This window comes from Porphyromonas vaginalis, from assembly GCF_958301595.1.
In the GTDB taxonomy this organism is placed as follows: domain Bacteria; phylum Bacteroidota; class Bacteroidia; order Bacteroidales; family Porphyromonadaceae; genus Porphyromonas; species Porphyromonas vaginalis.
Genome location: NZ_CATQJU010000001.1, coordinates 1 through 22,889, shown reverse-complemented (window position 1 = coordinate 22,889; position 22,889 = coordinate 1). Strand labels below are relative to the sequence as shown.

15 protein-coding genes are annotated in these 22,889 nt (G+C 54.3%); 10 read left to right on the top strand and 5 right to left on the bottom strand.

The genetic code is table 11. The annotated features are described in order from the left end of the window. The first annotated feature begins 1 nt into the window (after position 1). From Q2J34_RS00075 to Q2J34_RS00030, 10 genes are all read left to right on the top strand, one after another. A complete protein-coding gene (locus Q2J34_RS00075) occupies positions 2-2,161 on the top strand; it encodes a TonB-dependent receptor plug domain-containing protein (protein WP_298889014.1) in 2,160 nt (719 codons plus the stop codon). A gap of 39 nt (positions 2,162-2,200) precedes the next feature. Next, positions 2,201-3,499 (top strand): hypothetical protein, encoded by a 1,299-nt coding sequence (locus Q2J34_RS00070; protein ID WP_298889016.1) that lies wholly within the window; start codon positions 2,201-2,203, stop codon positions 3,497-3,499. Between the two features lie 187 nt (positions 3,500-3,686). Then, complete coding sequence (locus Q2J34_RS00065; RefSeq protein WP_300968939.1) at positions 3,687-5,153, top strand: PepSY domain-containing protein; 1,467 nt, start codon at positions 3,687-3,689, stop codon at positions 5,151-5,153. A 40-nt stretch (positions 5,154-5,193) separates the two neighbouring features. Further along, positions 5,194-6,597 (top strand): precorrin-3B C(17)-methyltransferase, encoded by a 1,404-nt coding sequence (gene cobJ / locus Q2J34_RS00060; RefSeq protein WP_296953326.1) that lies wholly within the window; start codon positions 5,194-5,196, stop codon positions 6,595-6,597. Beyond that, positions 6,594-7,787, top strand: coding sequence for a precorrin-6y C5,15-methyltransferase (decarboxylating) subunit CbiE (cbiE, locus tag Q2J34_RS00055; protein ID WP_300968938.1), 1,194 nt, complete (start codon positions 6,594-6,596; stop codon positions 7,785-7,787). The genes cobJ and cbiE overlap by 4 nt, the downstream gene beginning before the upstream one ends. 5 nt (positions 7,788-7,792) lie before the next feature. Beyond that, complete coding sequence (cobM, locus tag Q2J34_RS00050) at positions 7,793-9,628, top strand: precorrin-4 C(11)-methyltransferase (protein ID WP_300968937.1); 1,836 nt, start codon at positions 7,793-7,795, stop codon at positions 9,626-9,628. Next, positions 9,625-10,335, top strand: a complete 711-nt coding sequence (locus tag Q2J34_RS00045) for a precorrin-2 C(20)-methyltransferase (protein WP_300968936.1) — start codon at positions 9,625-9,627, stop codon at positions 10,333-10,335. Before cobM ends, Q2J34_RS00045 begins: the two co-directional genes overlap by 4 nt. Positions 10,336-11,137: 802 nt before the next feature. Continuing rightward, positions 11,138-13,306 carry a TonB-dependent receptor plug domain-containing protein gene (locus Q2J34_RS00040; RefSeq protein ID WP_300968935.1) on the top strand — a complete coding sequence of 723 codons (2,169 nt, stop codon included), beginning with the start codon at positions 11,138-11,140 and terminating at the stop codon, positions 13,304-13,306. A 91-nt stretch (positions 13,307-13,397) separates the two neighbouring features. Next, positions 13,398-14,426, top strand: a complete 1,029-nt coding sequence (locus Q2J34_RS00035; RefSeq protein ID WP_300968934.1) for a sirohydrochlorin cobaltochelatase — start codon at positions 13,398-13,400, stop codon at positions 14,424-14,426. Positions 14,427-14,742: 316 nt separating this feature from the next. Further along, a complete protein-coding gene (locus Q2J34_RS00030) occupies positions 14,743-15,438 on the top strand; it encodes a DNA alkylation repair protein (RefSeq protein WP_300968933.1) in 696 nt (231 codons plus the stop codon). Positions 15,439-15,643: 205 nt separating this feature from the next. On the opposite strand, the gene Q2J34_RS00025 is transcribed toward Q2J34_RS00030, so the two are convergent. The 5 genes from Q2J34_RS00025 to dnaA all read right to left on the bottom strand — a co-directional run. Continuing rightward, entirely contained in the window at positions 15,644-17,356 is a 1,713-nt protein-coding gene (locus Q2J34_RS00025; protein WP_300968932.1) for an SWIM zinc finger family protein, read from the bottom strand. A gap of 27 nt (positions 17,357-17,383) precedes the next feature. Further along, the gene (locus Q2J34_RS00020) at positions 17,384-20,047 is read right to left on the bottom strand and encodes a valine--tRNA ligase (RefSeq protein WP_300968931.1); all 2,664 of its coding nucleotides are present in this window, start codon (positions 20,045-20,047) and stop codon (positions 17,384-17,386) included. Between the two features lie 399 nt (positions 20,048-20,446). Further along, the gene (locus tag Q2J34_RS00015) at positions 20,447-20,830 is read right to left on the bottom strand and encodes a thioesterase family protein (RefSeq protein WP_300968930.1); all 384 of its coding nucleotides are present in this window, start codon (positions 20,828-20,830) and stop codon (positions 20,447-20,449) included. 13 nt (positions 20,831-20,843) lie between these two features. Further along, positions 20,844-21,449, bottom strand: a complete 606-nt coding sequence (locus Q2J34_RS00010; protein ID WP_300968929.1) for an acyltransferase — start codon at positions 21,447-21,449, stop codon at positions 20,844-20,846. A gap of 12 nt (positions 21,450-21,461) precedes the next feature. Then, on the bottom strand, positions 21,462-22,889 hold a 1,428-nt coding region (dnaA, locus tag Q2J34_RS00005; protein WP_298887569.1), incomplete at its 5' end, for a chromosomal replication initiator protein DnaA.

Below are 22,889 nucleotides of genomic sequence, written 5' to 3'. Positions count from 1 at the left end.
GATGAGACGTAGCTACTTTTACCTATTCCTGCTACTAGCTAGCTGTGTCCTCCCGCTCGCAGCGCAGCGGGATACGCTCAGGAATCATCGCGACACAATAGACTACAAGCGTCTCGGCGAAGTGGTCGTAGTGGCTCCTACTCATAGACGTATTATGCAGCAGCAGGCGCTCTCGGCGATCAGCCTAGACGTCAAGCCGCTCATCGCCTCTATGGGTAGTCTCAACGAGTTGGTCGCTCAGAGTTCGGGCGTACGGCTCAGAGAGTCTGGTGGCGTAGGCTCGAGCAATGAGCTATCGATCAATGGTATGTCGGGGCATGCTGTCCGCTACTTTATCAATGGTGTGCCGCTCTCCTCGATGGGTGAGGGGGCTTCGCTTGCTACGCTACCGGTGAACCTCATCGACCGCGTCGAAATCTACAAAGGGGTGGTACCTCCTGAGCTAGGGATGGACGCTCTCGGAGGAGCGGTCAACATAGTAACGAACACGCGTGGGGAGAGCTATCTGGACTGTTCGCTGCGAGGTGGCTCCTTTCACACCTTTGCCTTAGACCTGACGGGGCAGTATAGAGAGCAGCGGAGCGGCTTTACAGTGCGTCCTACGCTACGCTATCAATACTCGAAGAACGACTACATCATGCGCGGTGTGGAGGTGTGGAATGCTGAGTCCCAAGAGTACGAGCAGCGAGACTTCAGACGCTTTCACGATGGTTACCAGTCGCTCCTGGGCCGTCTGCAGCTGGGCGTGACTAAGAAGCCATGGGCCGACGCAGCCCTGTTCGGAGTGGGCTATACGAAGAGCGCGAGCGAGATACAGACCGGCTTTCGCCAGTCGCTAGTCATCGGCGAGGCGATGCGGGACCGTGACGACTTGAGCTTCTCGGCACACTACGCCAAGCGCAATCTATTCACCCCCGGACTATCGGCTACGGTAGATGCATCATTCGCTCGCAACCATATTATCATCACAGATACCGCCTACCGCAAGTACAGCTGGGACGGGACCTTCGTAGAGACTCACTATAGCGAGGTGATGCGTCGCACACGTATGATACGCCACACGGTGCGCCCTACCTGGACGGCTCGGGCTAACCTTGCCTACGTGCTACCACGGGGCGGACATCTCAACCTTAACTATCAGATGACCGCCGTCGCCAATGAGCGGTACGATACCTACGATCCGAACTTTGAGGCCTCAAGGGATCGTATGGGAAGGCACATCTTGGGACTGTCCTATGGGACGTCGCTTCTCAACGGTCGCTTGCGTGGGATGCTCTTTGTCAAGGACTATCTCTACCACGTTGCCATCGAGCAGGCTGATATGTATTGGTTGACAGGCTCTGACAAGGTGCCAGCGCAGCAGACGAAGAACGAGCTAGGCTACGGCCTTGGGCTGCGCTATACGATTGTTGACGAGCTAGCCATCAAAGGTTCCTTCGAGCGAGCCACCCGTTTGCCGACAGCTCGCGAGCTGATGGGTAATGGTGCCAACATCTACCCCAACTTCAAGCTCCACCCTGAGCAAGCTTACAACCTGAACTTGACGCTCTATGGTCAGGCGCAGTGGGGCGACCTACACTTCCTCAACTACGAGGCGACCGCCTTCTACCGAGACGTCTCTAACTACATCCACCGTGTGGTGATGGGTGATGTCGAGAGCCAGTACGATAATGTCGGCTCATCGCTCGTCCTCGGTGGCGAGATGGAGGTCAAGTACAACTACGCCAACCTCCTAGACCTTACGCTCAATGGCACTTACACCGATGAGCGGGACCGCACGCGCATCAACATCTATGGTAAGCCGAATCCGACCTATGGCTATCGGATCCCGAACGACCCCTTTCTCTACGGCAACCTGCTCCTAGGGGCTAACTGGCGCAAGCCGTTTGGCATACAGGCGAGTGCTATACACTTCAACGCTGGACTGGGCTATATCCACTGGTTTTACCTCACCTGGGCAGCCTTCGGTCGCAAGGACACTAAGGCTATCATACCGACCAGCTACGATCTCTCGGCTGGTGTCACCTGGAGCTTTGCTCACGACCGCTACTCCATATCACTGCAGAGTAGCAACCTGCTAGACCGTCCGCTCTACGACAACTATATGTTACAGAAGCCCGGACGCGCCTTCTACTGCAAGCTCCGCATATTTCTGAACTAGAGACATACTTATATACTAATAATACAAACTAAGATAACTATGACTAAAGCTTATCGCTTGCTGGCGGCTCTCGTAGTCGCCCTCGTCACACTCTCGTTCACGTCGTGTGAATCAGATACGCCCAATCCTGAGAAGGAGATAACCATGGGCTATGACCTATGGGTACCTATAGATGGAGCCACTGGTCAGTCAACCGCTAACACTGACCCGCACATCATCGCACGTGTCGCTGACCTGACCACGGGTGTCCTGAGTATCAAGGGACAGGGTGTAGAGACTTCAGCATCTACCATAACGCCTAACGTATTATATCACCAGGGCTACTACTACAGTGTCTCTCGTGAAGGTCGCTTCGGCAGGTTCCGCGTCTCCAACACGGGCGTCGAGACAATCAAGGAGTTTCCTATGCCACAGATCCTTGACCGTCGCTTCTCACACGCTTGGCTAGACGACAACACACTCGTCATGGTTAGCTCCGTAGGTGACAAGCAAGAGGTTTCTTGGGTCAAGGTCGATGTCAACAAGATGGTCATCACTGCTGAGGGCAAGCTTGACCTACCTAAGCCCGCAGAGGGTGAAATCTTCAACTCTAGCGGTCTGCTTGGTTACCGCAAGGCTGACAATATGCTTATCTACCCACACGTTTATATGGAGAAGTCTAAGAAGACCTCTATGGCACTACCTCCCAAGCGTAATGAGATCTACATCGCCTTCATCGATGCGAGTACGATGCAGGTGAAGAAGATCGACAAGGACACACGCTGCGAGCACCTAAGCTCTACCTCTTTTGGAGAGACACGCAGTCAGAAGACTTTCTTTGACTCCAAGGGCAACTTCTACTTCGCTGCAGCTACCTGCAATATCCCCGAGAATGCTAAGAAAAAGAGCGGTACGAAGCAACGCAGCTTCCTCTTCCGTGTCAATGCTGGCTCTATGGAGACGGACAAGAGCTTCGACGGCTATGCACAGCCTCGTGGTAAGATCATCACGGTCTTCCCGCTCAATGATGACGAGGTACTCCTCTATATGCAGGACCCTGACTTCAAGGAGAAGGGTAATACCGAATGGAGCAGCAAGAAGAACCGCTATATCTACTACTGGCTACGCTGCAACATGAAGACGCAGCAGGTCGAGCATATCAAGGATATCCCATTCAGCAATGGCAACTTCGGTCAGTTGGTCGTACGCAATGGTGACTTGGTTAGCATCGGTGCCAATGTGGAGGGCGCTCCTACGACCATCTACCAGTACAACGTCAACACCCGCAAGGTGACTAAGGGCGCTACGCTGGCTGACGGCTTCGAGATAGATCGCATCACTCCAATCGTCAAGGAGTAAACCTCTAGTACGGCTACACTAGTGGCTGAGCTACTAATACGGAGCTCTCTTTCGTGAGAGACTCACCACACGGTGCGGCTGCTGCGTTTGCTAGCGGTCGCACCGTTGCTTCTTATGGGAGACTTCACAGCTTAGGAGACCTCTCTTATAAACAATGACAACCCTATAATCCTATTACATACCAACTATGCGCTGGCTTCACAAAGTACTAGGCACCATCTGTGCTCCGCTCTTCCTCTTATGGTTGATCTCTGGAGGGGTGATGATCTTCTGCTCCTTCCCCCGCTTAGGGGACAAGGACTTACCACTACAAGACACCCTTGCATCCTCTGCGACTCTTCCCTCGGAGGCTACACTGCAGGCGAAGCTACAGCCTGGCGAAGAGCTGACGGCACTCGCACTCACTACGCATTGTGGCAAGCCGGTGTGGCGTGTGGAGACAAGCGAGGGGGGGTATCTGTGGCATGCGGACTCGCTCCTGACGACAGCAGAGGAGTCGGTGCCTGACTCTTGGTACGAGCAGTATGCAATGCGCTTTAGCTCTGCACCCATCGTGGCGGTTGATACGATACGGCACATAGACACGTGGACACCTTACCCGAGGATCAAGAAGGATCTGCCTCTCTACCGATACCGCTTTGACGATTCAGAGGGAACTTACCTTTATCTCTCTAGTCAAACGGGCGAGGCGGTCCAGCTATGCACCCGCTCTGAGCGTATCGGGGCGTCGTGTGGTACGATTCCCCACATGTTTTACTATTGGTGGCTAAGGCAAAACCGCACCGCCTGGCTCTGGGTCATCTCAATCTTCGCCTCGCTCGCTGTCATTGCTGCATTTACCGGCCTTTACCTCGGGATACGTCTCTACGTCCGTATGTGGAGACGGACGAAGCGGTTGCGCAGTCCCTACAAGCGCAATAAAGTTTTGCACTGGCACCTCGTCGGGGGCGTCATCTTCGGACTCTCGCTGACGCTCTTCGCCCTCAGCGGGGTCATGTCGCTCTACGACTTGCCGTCGTGGATCGTGCCTCAGCACGACACGAAGGCGAAGCGCAAGGAGGTGCAGGTCGTAGAGGCTCCCCAGCTGGGCCGCTCGGACATTTATGACTACCGCCTGCTGCTCGACCTAGGCGGCGTGCAGCAGATCACTTGGCGCAGCTATGGCGGACACCCTTACTACGAGGTGCAGCGCCACGGACAGCTAGAGAGCTGGGATGCGCTGGGCGAAGCTCCACAGCCGTTGCGTCTGACCGAAGAGGATATCAAAGCTAAGCTCACGCCTGTGCTGGGAACCTCCGACATGCAGATTGAGCTGATGGAAAGCTACGACAACTACTATGTCAGTCTAAACAACCTCTACGAGCTACCGATCTACCGCATCTCGGCACAGGACAAGGAGTCGAGTCGTCTCTACATCAGTCCGACGACAGGGGAGACACGCTATTACAGTCTCAATGGGCGGGTCAAGAAGTGGCTTTACCCCTTCTGTCACAACCTCCGCATCGGCTTCTTTGCAGAGCATCCCACGCTACGCGTCATCTGTATGTTGGTGCTGGTGCTAGGTGGTTTGGTCGTTTCGGTGAGTGGTGTAATACTCGGTTTTCGTTATCTTCGCAGAGTAATTCATCGGGCTAAGTCTCGCCGCAACAAATAAGAGGTGTGCCAAGCCCGTCCAACAATAGCAAAGAGAGACTATGAAAAAGATTTATATCGCCGGCATCGGTCCCGGCAGTCCTGAAGATATAACGCCCGCTGTGCATCAAGCCCTCAGAGAGGCTGATGTGGTGGTCGGGTATGCTTACTACTTTCAGTTTATCCAAGAGTACCTACACGAGGGTGCTGAGTGCATTGACACTGGTATGCGCCAAGAGCGTGAGCGAGCCAGGCTAGCTATCGAGCGAGCTGAGGCTGGGCAGACCGTCTGTGTCATTAGCTCTGGCGATGCGGGCATCTATGGGATGGCTCCGCTCCTCTATGAGATGTGCGATGAGCGGGGCAGTGATGTAGAGCTAGAGGTCCTACCTGGGATCTCCGCCTTTCAGAAAGCAGCTGCCCTCCTCGGGGCACCCATTGGTCATGACCTCTGCATCATCTCGCTGAGTGATCTGATGACTCCGTGGGCAATCATCGAGCGACGCGCCATAGCGGCTGCGGAGGCTGACTTCGTCACGGCACTATACAACCCTAAGAGCATCAAGCGGTACTGGCAGTTGGAGCGTGTGCGCGAGCTGTTTCTCAAGCACCGCTCACCCGATACGCCCGTAGGACTAGTGCAACAGGCGGGGCGTCCCGACCAGCGTGTCTGGACGACGACCCTACGAGAGCTGGATACGCAAGATGTCGATATGTTTACCGTCCTCATCATCGGCAATAGTCAGAGCTTCCTCTCAAAGGGCAAGATCGTCACACCACGAGGTTACTATCGTGACAAAGGTAGTGACGAAGAGAAGGTGGGGCAGCGCATCATGAGCGAAAGCTTTCGCACGATCCTCTCGCTACTCAAGCATCCCGAGAGCTATCCGCTCGACCATCTATGGGCGATGCTACACGCTGTCCATACGACGGCGGACTTTGAGATGGAGGAGCTACTCTACAGCGATCCCAATGCAGTCTCTCGCATTTACCAAGGCTATGTCGATGGCAAGATACGCACCATCGTGACCGACGTGACGATGGTCGCTTCGGGCATCCGCAAAGGTGCCTTGGCACGCTACGGTATCGAGGTGCTCTGCTACCTGCACGACCCACGTGTGGCTGAGATGGCAGAGCGTCTGGACATTACCCGTACGCAGGCGGGCATACGGCTCGCCGTCGAGGAGCATCCCGATGCGCTCTACGCTTTTGGCAACGCTCCGACGGCTCTCATGGAGCTGGCGCACCTCATTCGCCAGGGCAAGGCTCACCCCGCTGGAATTGTCGCAGCACCCGTAGGCTTCGTCCATGTGTGCGAGTCAAAGCACATGGTCAAGCCCTTTCACGACATCCCTAAGCTCATCATCGAGGGACGCAAAGGAGGCAGCAATCTTGCGGCAACGCTGGTCAACGCGACCCTTAGCTATGGCGATGCCGAGACGCTCAAGCCTGGTCGTGACTTATGAAAATCATCCTCATAGGAATCAGCGATGACCGAGAGCAGCGGTGGAACCCAGAGCTACTGGAGCGACTCGCTGGTGAGCGCATCTTCTCAGGTGGCGCACGGCACCACGAGATAGTTCGTGAGATCTTGCCGACGGAGTACCACTGGATAGACATAACCCCACCGATAGACGATGTGATCGAGCAGTACAAGGCGTACGACACAGTCGTTGTCTTTGCCTCGTGCGACCCCATCTTCAACGGCATCGGGCAGCGTATCATGCAGCTTCTCCCCGAGGCGGAGATCGAGCTGCACCCTTACTTCCACTCCCTGCAGCTCCTCGCCCATGCGGCTCTGCTACCTTACCAAGATATGCACGTCGTGTCACTCACGGGGAGACCGTGGCAAGCCTTTGACGCAGCACTAATCTCTGGCGAGCGCATGATCGGCATCCTGACCGACCGCAAGGAGCACACCCCTCAGCGCATCGCCCAGCGCATGATCGACTACGGCTACGATAACTACCGAGCCCTCGTCGGGGAGCATCTGGGTAATAGGGAGCGACAGCAGCTCTCTCGCCTCTCTCTTGCGGAAATGGCTGAGCGCACCTTCGCCTATCCCAACAACTTAATCCTCATTCAGACGAAGCCCTTGCCTCGTCCTTTTGGCATCCCCGATGCGGACTTCATCCCGCTCAATGGACGTGAGCGGATGATTACCAAGCGGGCGATACGTCTCGAGACTCTCTCGCAGCTAGACCTGCACCAGACGCATGTCCTGTGGGACATCGGCTCCTGCACTGGTTCCGTCTCTATCGAGGCGCGTCTACAGCAGCCGAGCCTGCAGGTGGTTGCCTTCGAGATACGTCCCGAGGGCGCCGAGCTTCTCGACGCCAATGCGCGTCGTCATCACACCCCGGGCATCACCTTCTGCGGGGGCGACTTCCTCTGCGCCGACCTCGACCCACTTCCTCAGCCCGATGCAGTCTTCATCGGAGGGCATGGCGGGCACCTGCAGGAGATCGTCGAGGAGGCGTGGCGTCGTCTCGCCATAGGCGGGCGTATCGTCTTTAACTCCGTCTCGAGCGAGAGCCAGGAGGCCTTCAGACGAGCCATTGCTGCCGTCGGTGGTTCCATCGCCTCCACGACCCGTATGCAGATCGATGACTACAACCCGATAGCTGTCTTACAAGCGACCAAAAGCACACACTAATTTGTATGAACTCAAAACCACGCATAGCGATCCTAGCCATCTCTCCTGATGGTCAAAAGATCGCACTACAGATAGCAAGCCAACTGCCCGACGTAAAGCTCTATACGACACACCAGGAGAAGGCAAGCGACTCATTCACCCTGCTACCCAGCCTTGCCGAGGGGGCTAAGTGCCTCTTTGCCGAGAGCGATGTCTTACTCTTTGTCTCCGCTATGGGGATCTGCGTTCGCACCATTGCCCCACTGCTCAGAGACAAGCATCACGATCCTGCGGTCCTCTGCGTAGACACCACGGGGCGGTATGTCATCTCCGTCGCTTCGGGACACATCGGCGGCGCCAACGAGTGGACCGAGCGCATCGCACACATACTAGGTGCCGAGCCGGTCATCACCACTCAGAGCGACCGGCAGGGGCTGTGGGCGCTAGACACCTTGGGCGCAGAGATCGGGTGGAGTCGCGAGACCGCAGGCTGTAGTATGAACGCCGCCATCACCACCTTTGTCAATAAACGCCCCGTAGCTCTGCTCCTAGAGATGCGCACCGAGGGTACCGCTTACCTAGAGCGCACCCGCCCAGAGCATGTGGATCTCTACTACCGCTACGAGGATGTCGACCAGAGCCGCTACGACCTGCTCATAGCGGTGAGCTATCGCCTATTGGAGGGCTTGACCATCCCTTGTCTCTACTTCCGTCCGCCACTCCTGCACCTTGGCGTGGGGTGTCGCCATCAGGCAAATCCCGAAGGCGTCGTGGCGCATATCCTCTCCGACATTCGTGCCAAAGGGTACGCCCCTAGTGCCATCGCCACGATCAATAGCATCGAGCTCAAGCGTGGCGAACCAATCCTCGACGAACTCTCCCAGCACTTAGGCAAGCCTTGCCACTTCTACAGTAGCGACGAGCTAGCGGGCATCGAGGTACCCAACCCCTCAGAGCGTGTCGCCACAGCCACGGGCTCGACGAGCGTCAGCGAAGCCTCCGCCCTCGCAGCCAGTCAGGGCGGACTACTTATTATAGAGAAGCAAAAGGGTTGTCTCACGCCGCAGAGCGACTTCACCTATAGTCTTGCCGTAGCTCCCGAGGGGTTGCCCCACGGACATATAGAGATTGTCGGGGCGGGGCCAGGAGACCCTGAGCTAATCTCTGTGCGTGGTAAGCACTTCCTCGAGCGTGCCGACCTAATCCTCTATGCTGGTAGCTTAGTCCCTATCGAACTAACCTACTATGCTAAGGAGGGTGCCATGGTGAGAAGTTCTGCCGATATGAATCTCGAGGAGCAGTTTGCCTTGATGCGGGAGTTTTACGACAAGCATGCGCTTATCGTGCGGCTACACACGGGAGACCCCGCCATCTTTGGTGCCATACAGGAGCAGATGGCACTCTTTGATGAGGCGGGTATGAGTTACCACATCACGCCCGGCATCTCCTCCTTCCTAGCAGCCGCCGCAGAGCTTAGGTCTCAGTTTACCATCCCCGAGCGTGTGCAGACCATCATCCTAACCCGAGGCGGCGGTCGTACGCCAATGCCCGAGCGAGAGCAACTGCACAAGCTAGCTGCCTCGCAGAGCACGATGTGCATCTACCTCAGTGCCACCCTCGCCGAGGAGGTGCAGCGGGAGCTACTCGTTCACTACCCACCCACGACACCCGTGGCGGTCTGCTACAAGCTCACTTGGCCTGAGCAACGCATCTACCGCGGTCAACTCTCCGAGCTGGCGCAGATAGTTCGTGAGCACCACCTCACGCTTACCACGCTGATGGTCGTCGGGGATGCCATCGACAACCGTGCAGGACTCTCTAAGCTCTACAATGACAACTTCAAGCACCTCTTCCGTCGATGAAAGCGCCACACCCGATAGCGATTGTCTCTCTCGGTGCTGCCACGCCTGAAGATATCTCCATGCGGGCCTATGGCAAGCTCCAGACGGCAGACGAGATCTATTGCCTAGGCGAGGCAGCTCACCGAATTGTCGCTGCGCTACCCGAAGGTACCGCCCTCGCTCAGCGGTGTCAAATCCTAGAGATACCGATGAGCAGTGACCGCACAGAGGCGATCCGCTACTACGAGCAGCTGGCCACTCGACTGCTAGATCAGCAGGGTAGGGGACTCGCCTGCAGCGTCGTCACCATCGGCGATGCCGGCACCTATGCCACGGTGCAGTATCTCGCAGACCTCTTACGTCAGGCTGGTGCCGAGATGGAGGTTGTGCCAGGGATACCTTATTATATAGCCGCAGCGGCAGCCGTCGGCGAGGGACTGGTGCGCCAAGATGACTCGCTCCTCGTGCTGAGCAAAGTCGACAGTGAGTCTCAGCTTCGCGAAGCACTGGCGCAGGGACATACGGTGGTAGTGATGAAGCTCTCGCGCTGTGCCGACATCGTTCGTGAGGTGATCGCCGAGGACCACAACGGCTTCATCTATGCCGAGCATCTCGGCAATCCAGCTCTAGAGCTACTCACCAGTGATCGAGAGGCGCTCCTCGCTCGTCAGCCTATCCCTTACTTCTCGCTCATCATCATACGTCCCCACCGAAGCAGCTCTCACTAAGTCACTTCTTGCGATACCGCAGCTCTTACGAGTAACCCTTCTGCAGGCTCCAGAAGCACTAGGCCTACTAGGAGCACGAGTGCCACTAGCCCTCTAACCTCTAGTCTCTATTTACATATCTTTACGGGAAAATTCGTCCGATTCCCTCCTTTCTCGAATATCCACGTGGGGAATCTCAAATCTCCACGTGGATATCTTTTATTTTCCACGTGGGGGCGTTTTGATTCCTCCGAAGTTTCATTTCATTCCTCCGAAGTTTCATTTGATTCCTCCGAAGAATTTTTTATTCTCCACGTGGAGATTTCGAAATATCCACGTGGAAATCACTTTTCACCGACACGGCACCGTTTTGATATGTAGTCAGTTCTAAATTATTGTAGCGAGCCAACATCAACTTTTCCCAGCCAACAGCTAACAGCTAACGGACACCACTAGCCGTGACGATACCCTGTAGGGACGCACGATCTGTGCGTCCGTCCCCGTTAAAGGAGACGGTATCAATACTTGTCTTGCCGTTCTACAACGGACGCACAGATCGTGCGTCCCTACAGGACTCAGTAACACCAGCCAATCGCTAACGGCTAACAGCTAACAGCCACAACGGACGCACTTTCGCTAGATACCAACTGTGTGTCCTTACACATCGTTGTTCGTGAGATTTTCTTCAGATCTAGCTAGCGCAATCCGTTGCTCGGCAATGCTTTTTTTTTACTACCTTTGTGGTGTATAAAAGCTACTCTAACCGAATCTGTTGGGGTTGAGGTTAGGTTGCCTGCTTCTATTGATTTTCCCCTATTGGTGTATGAATAGATATCCTGCAATCGTTGTACAGCTCTTAGCTCTGCTACTCCCAGCTACGCTGATGGCGCAGACCAGCGCATCGACGCCGACAGATTCGCTCGCATGGGCAGCGGTAGACTCGCTCTCAGTCCTTAATCTAGACGAGGTGGTCGTGACGGGTACCGGTACGAACTACCTCCTCAAGAATGCGCCCGTACAGACCGAGATCATCAATGCCAAGACGCTAGAGAGCTACGGATCTGCGACGCTCACGGAGATACTCTCGGGTCTGATCCCATCGATAGACTTCAGCCATAGCGATATGGGTACCGCTATGCAGTTGGGCGGTCTAGGGAGCCAGTACATCCTCATTCTCGTGGATGGTAAGCGACTTATGAGTGATCTGGGTGGGCAGACGAATCTCGACATGATCGACCCGACCCGTATCGAGCGCATCGAAGTGGTTAAGGGAGCAGCCTCAGCACTCTATGGTAGTGACGCTATCGCAGGTGTTATCAACATCATTACCAAGAAGAGTCGTGACAATCTATCCATAGACAATAGTACGCGCGTAGCCTCTTATGGTGTGGTCAATCAGTCCAACGCTTTTCAGTACAAGGTGGGCGACTGGACGACGCTGACCGACTTTAATCTAAAGCACTCGGACGGCTGGCAAAACACTACCTGCGAGGATCCAAATCGATACGAGTATCCTATCACGAACTCGGTCAATAACACCTCCAACCCCTTCCTAGACTGGCAGATAGGGCAGCATCTCTACTGGCGACAGGGCGAGCCGCTCTCGGCTTATGTCGAGGGTAACTACTATCGCAAGGATATCCACCGCCCAATGGGTGTGCCTGACTACAAGACCTACGACTTCCGCTATCACAACACCTCGGCAGGTGCTGGTATGCGCTGGCAGACCCCACAGGGAGCAGTCTTGACGGCTCAGATGCAGTACTACATGCACGCTTACTACTACGTCTACACAGGTGAGACCTGGGCGAAGGAGTTCCTGCCTGGAGGCAAGGAGCTAAGCTTCCCATACTTCCCTGGAGATGTGGGACTGCAGAGCAATCAGCAGCGCATCACGACACAGCTCAAGGGAGTCTTCGCACTGCCCTTTGATCAGCGGCTCAGTGCGGGTGTAGACCTGCATCACAACTGGCTCATAGCACCGCATCGACTAGATGAGAATCGTGTCGATGACTTCCGTGCGGGGCTATACCTACAGGATGAGTGGACACCTACGCGGAGCTTTAACCTGACAGCGGGTGCTAGACTAACCTATCACCCAGCTTTTGGGGCAAAGTTTACTCCCAAGGTCTCTCTCCTCTACAAGCTAGGCCCTGTCAATCTGCGGGCTACCTACTCCGAGGGCTTTAAGACCCCAACGATCAAGGAGCTCCACTACCGATACATTCGCCAGATGGCGATGATCGTGCTTCATCTAGGCAATCCGCATCTGAAGGCAGAGACGAGCCGTTACATCTCGGGTAGCGTCGAGTACCATAGTCCTATTGTCAATGTGAGTGTCACGGGGTACGCCAACTTCCTCAACAACATGATCACGCTGGTGACGATACCACGCTCGGAGGCACCTAGTGACCTCCTCGTGTCGTACAATCCTAACCGCATTCGCCAATACAAGAATATGGATACGGCGAAGACGTTTGGTGCTGATGTCACTGCCAAGTGGCGCATCTACAAGCAGTGGACGCTGATGACCAGCTATAGCTACCTCGACACGGATGCACTCCTCTACGATGACGAGAAGGGCGAGATGCGTCAGGTCACGATCGACGGTATGGCGCATCACCGTGCTACCGTAGGACTATCGTGGAGCGAAGCCTTCCACCAGCAGCGCTACAAGCTCGCCGTGGGCCTCTACGGACGTATGCAGAGTACCCGCTACTATCAGGATGATGGCAATGGCAAACCCTACCATCTATGGCGTCTCAATACGCAGCAGACGATCATACCTAATGAAAACTGGTCTATCGACCTGAATGTCGGTGTCGATAACCTGCTCAACTACTACGAGACCACACCACACGGTCTGCACTACGGCACATCGACACCGGGACGTACGCTCTACATGACGCTGAGCGTACACTTCGGGCGAGCCAAGCAGATCACGCCGACTAAGCGCACCTCTCGGCACGCTCAGGAGGATGAGGAGGATTAGTCAAATCATCGTTTCCCCCCTAACGCACTACACTTTATCAAGCCAACACACACACAAACAAATATAAAATAACTTATAACCCCTATCAACAATGAAGAAGCTATTGACAATCTTATCACTCTGCGCTCTAGGACTGACACTCCTAACATGCGTAGGCTGCACGGAGGACAACAACCTAGCTCTCTCAAATCACGACAAGAAGCTGCAGGCTGTAACCCAGGAGGTGAAGGCAAAGAAGACCACAGACAAGGCTCTACTCCTCGTCTCTTTCGGTAGTACCTGGGATAAGCCTCAGCAGACCTTTAAGAAGGTACAGGAGGCCTTCAAGAAGAAGTTCCCCGACAGAGACCTCTACTTCGCCTTTACCTCTGAGATCTGCATGACACGTTGCGCTCAGAAGGGGTGGAACTACTACGCACCCAAATTCTATCTAGAGGCTCTTGGAGTTGCTGGATACAAGGACATAGCAGTTCAGTCTCTACACATCGTACCTGGTGAGGAGTTCCTACGTATCCAGAACTGCATCAAGGACTTCCGCAACGATGGTGATCACCCCGAGTTCGCTAAGACAACCGTCTACCTTGCTGGTCCACTACTAGAGAGCGATGATGACTGCAAGGCCGTTGCTGCTGAGCTTCACAAGATCTATGGCACGGCTGTTGCTGAAAACAAGCTCGTCAGCTTCATGGGACACGGTAATCCTGAGAACATGAACTACGGACGCGGTAATGCTCGCTACCTCAAGATTGAGGAGGAGCTCCAGAAGCTCAGCCCCAACTACTTCGTTGCTACTGTCGATATGGAGGGCAACCTTGTAGATGACCTGATCGCTCGCGCTAAGAAGGCTGGCAAGACCGAAGGCACGATGCTCCTACACCCGCTCATGTCTATCGCTGGTGATCACGCTAACAACGACCTCAAGGGTGGTGTCGATCCGCAGAATCCTGAGGAGGGAAGCTGGCGCTATGAGATGAACAAGGCTGGCTATAAGTGCACCCTTGATGGCTGCACGATGAACGGACTAGCTGACTATCCCGCTATCGTCAACGTCTGGGTAAGCCACATGGAGAAGGCTCTCGCTGGCGACCCTCTCTACACTCCAGAAGAGGACGAGAAGTAGTCTCAAGCACATATCACTAAGTGACTGTGGAGGCTCTCCACATGCTCACGGTGGCATCATGTAATCAGTCCCCCATATACACGGATCGTATATGGGGGACTGTGCTATTTGGAGAAACTTGCTACACACCCGCCTTATGACACCCACACCTCTTGAGACTGTTGCAAAAGTCAACAGTCTCACAATCTTGCTTGCAAGATTGTCTAGACTTTGCAGAAAGGATGAAGCGCAAGGCGCTGAGGGTGAGGTCTGAAGGGAGCATACCTCCGTATGTGACCGAAGCCGAGTCCCGAAAGCAACACAGCGATTCGCCTTTATGCAACAGTCTCCTCTTGAAGAAGCCTCCGCACTGCTCGCACAGCTAGAGCAGCGTCGTGAGCCTGACTATGCCGCCTTTATGGCACTACGCACCAAAGTCTCCTCACGACCCGAGAGCGTCCTCGGCATTCGCATGAAGTGGCTACGATATGCCGTAAAGCAGCTCAGTCGCTTGCTTACACTAGATGAAGCCGTCAACCTGCTCCACGAGAGAGCAGTCGCATGGTATGAGTACAAAATCATCTTCGGAGGTGTCATCGCTCGTCTAGCCTCCGCTAGTGAAGGGCTGCCCCTCCTCTATCCACTTTGTGACGGCTGGGCGGTGCCTGACTACTACAAAGAACTCCTCGCAAGCTGGGCCAGTAGGGGAGAGGCGGAGCGACAGATAGTCCTCCGCTCGGTGGCTGCGCATGCTCACGACGCCAATCCCTACGCACGTCGGCTCACCATCGTCGCGTGGCTCGACCTCATACGTCACGACCTAGGCACCCCTAGAGCAGCACTAGACCATATCGCCCCATTGCAACACGATGATGCGTACTACGTCCAGATGGCGATAGCGTGGCTACTTGCCGAGATAACGCTCACAGGCGACGCCTCCCTCGTCGGTGCCATTCGCACAGAGATCACAGACGCCACGCTACTCCGTATGTACGAGCAAAAGCTCCGCGACTCCTACCGTACCGCCCGCTAGCCTCTATGCAACTCATTTGACTGCGAAGAGCTGGACTCAAAAAGAAGAGGACTCAACCGCTTTTGCGCAGCGATTGAGGCCTCTTGTTATGGACAGCGGTCTGTTAGCCGTTTGGGGGCTACTCCCTTTTATGTAGAAGTTTAGTCTTGTGAGAGGGTATGAGGCTCCTTGATAAGCGTAGCCCGACGGGTTTGTCTGCTCAGACTTACACGTTGTCTAGCTCCTCCATGAGAGCTTTCTTCCTATAGTGAGTCTGTCTCAGCTGACTAATCACTTCATCGGCCTTATCTCTAGCTCCGAGCTTGATCATCCTACGGATATATCTGCAAGCTGTGCGATAGTAGTCTCGCCCTACTCGATCCTCAACGTACTCTATGATGCGCTCTGCGTAGAGATCTGCTAGCTCGCTGGGGAAATGCTGTGCGAGGAGCTTTTCGTACTTCGCTAGCTGGTCTAAGGAGCACTCTGTCTTTACTAATTCAAAGAGCCTGCTCCACCACTCCTCTCGCACGAAAATGGCGGCTACGAAGTTTACACCATAGTATGGCTTTCGCTCCATAGCCTCTTGGACGATTGTCTCAACGAACCCGGTCCACTCTTCGGGCGGTACTATCTCTTTGAGTATCTGATAGTAGTCTCGCTTGGGGTTGAGGCTTTCCAGTAAGAGGTCTCGAGCATAAAGTATAATTCGCTCGGTGTCGTTTTGGCTTTCGGCAATCTTCAAGAGCCAGTCATACCAGTCGATAATTAGTCCAGGGTACCCAGAGCTCTGATCTATGCCTTCATTGGCTAAGGCGGTAGCCTTCTCGTAATCTTTTTGATCCAAAGCGTCTTGGATAGCTTGCGCTCTGAAGCTTGGGTTGTCTAGGTTTTGCTCGAGGTACTTCTGAGCGACTTCAGTTCCCTTCTTCTCTAATAGGATGCAGTACTTGATCTTTTGAACCTCCTTTATCTCATATTCATCGGACTCAGGTATGCTATTTATTCGCTTAAAGATCTCCTCCACTTCGCCCTCTGTATCTAGGATGCAAGCCGCAAGCTGTAAGAGCCCAATATGCCAATCCCATCCCGCGAAGGTACGCTTGTCAAAAGAGGTAAAGCAATACTTGATGATTAGTTTCCTTATATCTTCAGATGGCTCTTCAGATGCAATAGCGGAGAGTGTGTTGTAGGCTGCGTAAATAGTATTTCCTAGGATGCCCTCTCTGTCGTCCGCACATAGCAAGGCTGAGATCAATTCATCCATTATGGCGGTGCAAATGAAGAAGGCACTCTTGTGGTTGCCCTGGCTTAGATAACGCTCAGCCAAGCTTAGCATAGGGCTTATCTCTTTGCTGATATACTTAGATCCAGACGAATCTATAAGTCCGTATTTACCGCGGGCGATCTTGATCAGTGCCTTGACCTGCTTGGCGTATAGCGCCTTTGACTCGTCGGGGTTGTACTGAGCAAAGGAGGCAAGCAGTAAGTCTCTAAATTGAGCATTCTTGGCGGCATGCTCGCGGACGAATAGGGTCAGCTCGTCATGAGTCACTTTGTCGAGCAGATTGTCAACTTGCTGAGCGATAGTCTTGCGCTTGGAGGGCTTAGAAGATGAGGCCTTCGCCTTTTTAGAGCTTCCCTTTTTTGTGCTCTGAGTAAGTCCTAGCTTCTCTTGCTCTAGATAAAAGATTACCGCAGCGACATGCTTGCAGACGGCCCCCATGTCGTAAGGGCAGTCGCACGAATGCTCTGTGATAACACCATTTCTGATGGAGAGCTTTACGGTGTACTCTTCAGATCCCTCTACGACTGCTTCGTAATCGCCTGGGCGAATCTCTGCAGGCTCGTGAACGAACCCTTTCTTAAAGTACGAGAGTCCTCGCTTTAAGATGGGTTCGTCGATATACTCTTCGAAGTGCCTGAGAGGGATTTCCACAGGTTACTAGGTTGACCAAAGTGTCACTTAGAGGGTGGCACCGAGCTGCTTGAGCTGCTGCTGGACCTCATCAATGCGTAGCAGAGCATCGCTCTCTTTCTTGCGCTCGAGGGCGACAACTTCGGGCTTGGCGTTGGCGACAAACTTCTCGTTGGAGAGCTTCTTGCGAACTCCTGCGAGGAACTTCTCCTGATGCTCTAGCTCGCCACGCAGACGCTCTACGGTCTTCTCCACATCGATGGCACCCGCCAGCTCGACGGAGTAGGGGACTGTGCCGATGATGAAGTGCTCGGCCGTATGCTCTTCCGACTGATGCGTCTCCGACTTCGTGAGGGCAGAGAGGTTGGCCAACTTGATGACTAGCTCGCTCATACGCTCGGGGTGCTTGCCACTGGTGGTGAGCGCGAGCGACTGCTTCGTTGCTATCTGATGCGCACTGCGTATACTACGTATCTTGGTAATCAGCTCCACGGCATGCTCCATGTCGGCGAGGAGCTGCTTGTCAGCCTGTAGCGTATCGTCTAGATGTGCGTACATGATGGAGTCACCCTCCTGGCGAGGTGCTACATCTTGCCAAAGCTCCTCCGTGATGAACGGCATGAAGGGGTGTAGCAAGATGAAGATCTGCTCGAAGTAGTGGATCGTTCGCTCGTAGACGTCACGACTCATGCTGGTGCCGTAGGCGGGCTTGATAGCCTCTAGATAAAGGCCGGAGAAGTCGTCTCTGACAAGCTTGTAGAGGAGCGTGACGGCATCGCTGATGCGGTACTTGTCGAAGAGGTCGTCCAGCTCGCTCATTGTCGAGGCGAGTAGTGACTCAAACCACTCCATAGCTATCAGGCTAGCTGCGTCTGGCTCGACTTCGTCGGAGACACTCTGCGTCTTGAGGAAGCGGTAGCTATTCCAGATCTTATTGCAGAAGTTGCGTCCCTGCTCCACAAGGCTCTCATCGTAGAGGAGGTCATTGCCGGCAGAGGTCGCCATCATAAGCCCTAGGCGCACGCCATCGGCACCGTACTTATCCATGAGGTCGATGGGGTCGGGCGAGTTGCCGAGTGACTTAGACATCTTGCGCCCCTTGTCGTCACGGACGATACCGGTTAGGTAGACCTTGTCAAAGGGTCGATCCCCCATAAAGTGGTACCCCGCCATGATCATACGGGCTACCCAGAAGAAGAGAATGTCAGGTCCCGTGACTAGGACGGAGGTGGGGTAGAAGTATTTGAGGTCTTCTGTAGGCTCGGAGCCGTCAATCTTGCCAAAGAGGCTGATAGGCCATAGCCAGGAGGAGAACCATGTGTCGAGACAGTCTGACTCTTGGTTGAGCTGTTCGAGGGTTAGGCTGTTGTCGCCTGTCTCTTGCTTTGCTTTTGCCAAAGCCTCCTCAGCGGTAGCGGCTACGACAAACTGTCCGTTGGATAGGTAGTAGGCTGGTATGCGATGTCCCCACCAGAGCTGACGGCTGATGCACCAGTCCTTGATGTTCTCCAGCCAATAGCGGTAGGTGTTGACAAACTTCTTGGGTACAAGCTGTACGGTATCCTCAAGGACTGCCTGTAGAGCGGGCTTGGCCAGTTCAGACATCTTTAGGAACCACTGCATCGACAGCTTTGGCTCGATAGCTACATCGGTGCGCTCGCTGTAGCCGACGCGGTTGGTGTAGTCCTCCTCGTGATCAAGCAAACCAGCCTCTTTGAGGTCTGCGACGATCTCCTTGCGGACTACGAAGCGATCTTTGCTCGCATATTTACCGCCGTGCTCGTTGAGTGTGCCGTCGTTGTTGAAGATGTCTATCGTCTCCAGCTGGTGCGTGATGCCGAGCTGGTAGTCATTGATATCGTGGGCAGGGGTGACCTTCAGGCAGCCAGTACCGAACTCTAGGTCTACGTATTCATCCTCGATGATCGGGACAGAGCGACCCACGAGCGGGACGATGACCCGCTTACCACGCAGATGATGGTAGCGAGGATCTGTCGGATTGATGCAGACGGCCGTATCGCCCATGATTGTCTCGGGACGCGTCGTCGCTACGATGATGTAATCCTCAGTACCCTCGATGAAGTAGCGGAGATAGTAGAGCTTGCCCTGATGCTCCTTGAAGATAACCTCCTCGTCCGAGAGTGCCGTCTGTGCCTTGGGATCCCAGTTGACCACGCGTACCCCACGGTAGATGAGTCCCTCCTCGTAGAGCTTGCAGAAGACATTGATGACCGACTCCGAGCGCTCCTCATCTAGGGTAAAGGCTGTACGACTCCAGTCGCACGATACGCCTAGTCTGCGTAGCTGGCTGAGGATGATGCCGCCATACTTGTCGGTCCACTCCCAAGCATGCTTGAGGAAGTCCTCTCGTGTGAGCTGATTCTTCTGAATCCCTTGCTTGGCAAGCTGCTCTACCACCTTAGCCTCCGTAGCAATTGAGGCGTGATCGGTGCCTGGCACCCAGCAAGCGTTGTAACCCGATATGCGAGCACGACGGATGAGTATGTCCTGGATCGTGTTATTGAGCATGTGCCCCATGTGCAGTACGCCTGTCACATTGGGCGGGGGCATGATGATCGTGTAGGGCTTCTTGCTGTGATCCACATGTGCCTCAAAGAGCTTGTGGTCTAGCCAATACTGGTACCACTTAGTCTCGACACCCGCAGGATCGTAGACACTAGTTATCTGAGAAGTGATAGAATCGTCTTGCATTGCTTATAGTCTGTCGTGATATTTGGTACAAAGGTACTGAAATCTCAGGCTAATTTCTATTTTTGAGGTGCTGGGAAATTTATAGCAGCTACATTGTAAAATAGGATCTCTGGGAGCTTGATACGCTTTTGCTGCATAAAAAAAACTGATCTCTACGTAGGAAATCTCAAACCTCCATGTGGGTGTGGAAAAATTCTTCGGAGGAATGAAATAAAATTTCGGAAGAATCAAATGAAACTTCGGAGGAAATGTTTCTCGTCTACGTGGAGAACAAAAAAATAGCCACGCGGGGATTCGTAAATCTCCACGTGGATATTGAGTTTTATCGCGTTTGACTAAGACATCCTATCCCTAGAGTGATCTGCTCCCAGCACCTCGAGATAGAATTTAGCCAGACAATCACTCCTTGATGCCCAAACGCTCCAGGAATCGTTGACGCGATACGATGAAACGCTCATGCGTAGCTTGAGCCACGACGCCAGCTTGGTCAGTGGCCTCAATGGCAAAGGTGAGCTTGCGCCCCTCTATCGAGGAGAGCTGTGCTGTGACTGTGATCGTCTCTCCGATGGGTGTCGCATGCTGGTGGTCGGTGGTGATCATCGTGCCGACGGTCGTCGAGCCCTCCTCGGTATAGTTGCGGGCGAGGAGCATAGCTGCATTCTCCATAAAAGCGATCAGTGCAGGTGTGGCGAGGACAGGCATATCGCCTGAGCCCATCTCTGCGGCACTATGCTTAGGCTCGATGGTGTATTGCTTGGTTAGAGTGGTTGGTTTGCTTTCCATATTCATATATCGATTATTGGTTGTCACAAGTTATCGTGTTGCCGTCGGGGCTTAGGTGGTAGGTGCGCTGCTCCTCCGCCACGTAGCAGGAAGGACCTTCGGAAAAGTCTAGCTTGTGTCCCTCTTGGCTTACCCAGCCGATCTGTCGAGCTGGGTTGCCTACGACCAGAGCGTAGGGAGCCACATCGCGGATCACGACCGTACCGGCGCCAATCATCGCATAAGCGCCAATCTTGACGCCACAGAGGATCGTCGCATTGGCTCCGATAGAGGCGCCTCGGCCTATATGTGTGGGACGAAACTCCTCCTTCCGTGAGACTGCTGCACGCGGGTTGATCACGTTGGTGAAAACGCACGAAGGTCCTAAGAAAACCTCCTCTTCGCAGTAAACTCCTGTGAAGAGCGTGACATTGTTCAGGACACGGCAGCGGTCGCCTAGATGGACATGTGGCTGGACGACTACGTTTTGTCCTAGATGGCACTGCTCCCCGATGACGGCATCGTGCATGATGTGGCAGAAGTGCCAGATAGTTGTGCCAGCACCAATGTGCGCCCCCTCGTCAATGATCGTCGTGGGGTCTATGTAGCCAGTCTCGGTAGCTCGGGAGGGGTGGGGCATAAGGCTTGGCAATTACTTGATCAGCGACTCGATAGCGTTGAGGTCTGATCGAAAAGCCGTGGAGACCTCTGCTTGATCCTCTACCACCTTGCAACTGTGCAGCACAGTAGCGTGCGAGCGACCGCCGAGCAGTTCGCCGATAGCACTGAGCGACTGATCTGTGTAGCGCTTCGCAAAGTACATAATCATCTGCCGTGCCTGAGCTACGTCAGCCTTTCTCGAGCGACTGCGCACCAGCTCTATCGGCACGTGAAAGTATTCGCACACTATTTTCTCAATCATAGAGACCGTGATCTCTTTCTTCTCCTGCTTGACCGTCTGGCTGACGATCTTCTTGACAAAAGAGGAGGTGATGTCGCAGCCCTCGACAGCTGCACGAGTGATGAGCGAAAAAAAGACTCCCTGCAAGCCGCGGATGCTACTGGTGACCGTGCGGGCTATGTAGTCGATCATCTCTCGGGGCAGTATGCTCCCGCTCTCCTCGCTCTTGTGGCGGAGGTACTCCCTGCGGAGGTCGTAGTCTGGACGCTCTACCTCTATCGTCAGGCTACCTGCGATGCGCGAGATGAGGCGCTCCTCAAGCCCAGCGAGGTTGACCGGTGCCGTATCACTCGTCAGGACGATCTGCTTGCCTAGCATGTAGAGGTGGTTGAAGACTTGGAAGAAGGTGAGCTGCGTCTTCTTTTTGGCGATCAGCCCCTGTATGTCATCGATGAGGAGAACGTCTATCTGCTGGTAGAAGTTGATAAAGTCGTTGGTCGTATTGGCTCTTGTAGCAGCGACGTACTGCATCTCAAACATGTGAGAGGAGACGTAGAGCACCTTGAACTCAGGGTAAAGCTCTCTGATCCGTAGTCCGATGGCATGGCATAGGTGCGTCTTACCGACTCCCGAAGGACCATAGATAAAGCAAGGGTTGAGGGCACCTTGTCCAGGCTTCTCAGCGATAGAGCGTGCGATGGAGCTGGCGGTACGATTGGACTCTCCCTGATAGTAGGTGTCAAAGCTCAGCTGAGGTTTGAGCTGCGAGTCAAAGTCTGGCAGCTGGCGTGGCTCTGTCTTAAGCGCGGCTGCAGCTCCATTGGCATTGATCGTATAGGTGCTGGCAGCACCATAAGCATTGCTCGCATAGCTCTGTGTGGGTAGCGTGACGGACGAGTTCTTGCGATGCGAGGCTGCGCTGTCGACAAGTGCTTTGTACTTGAGGACTACGTTGGGACCGACGATGCGCTGTAGTACCTGCTTGAGTTCATTGATGAAGTGTGTCTCGATGTACTCACAGAAGAACTGACTAGGCACACCGAGCGTCATCTCCACTCCGATGAGTGAGACTGGCTTGATGTGTGGAAACCAAGCGTTGTAGACCTCTGGTTGGATCATCGCTTGGAGGAGGACTGTACACTCAGACCACGCCCGCAGGGCTGCTTCTCTGTCAGTCAT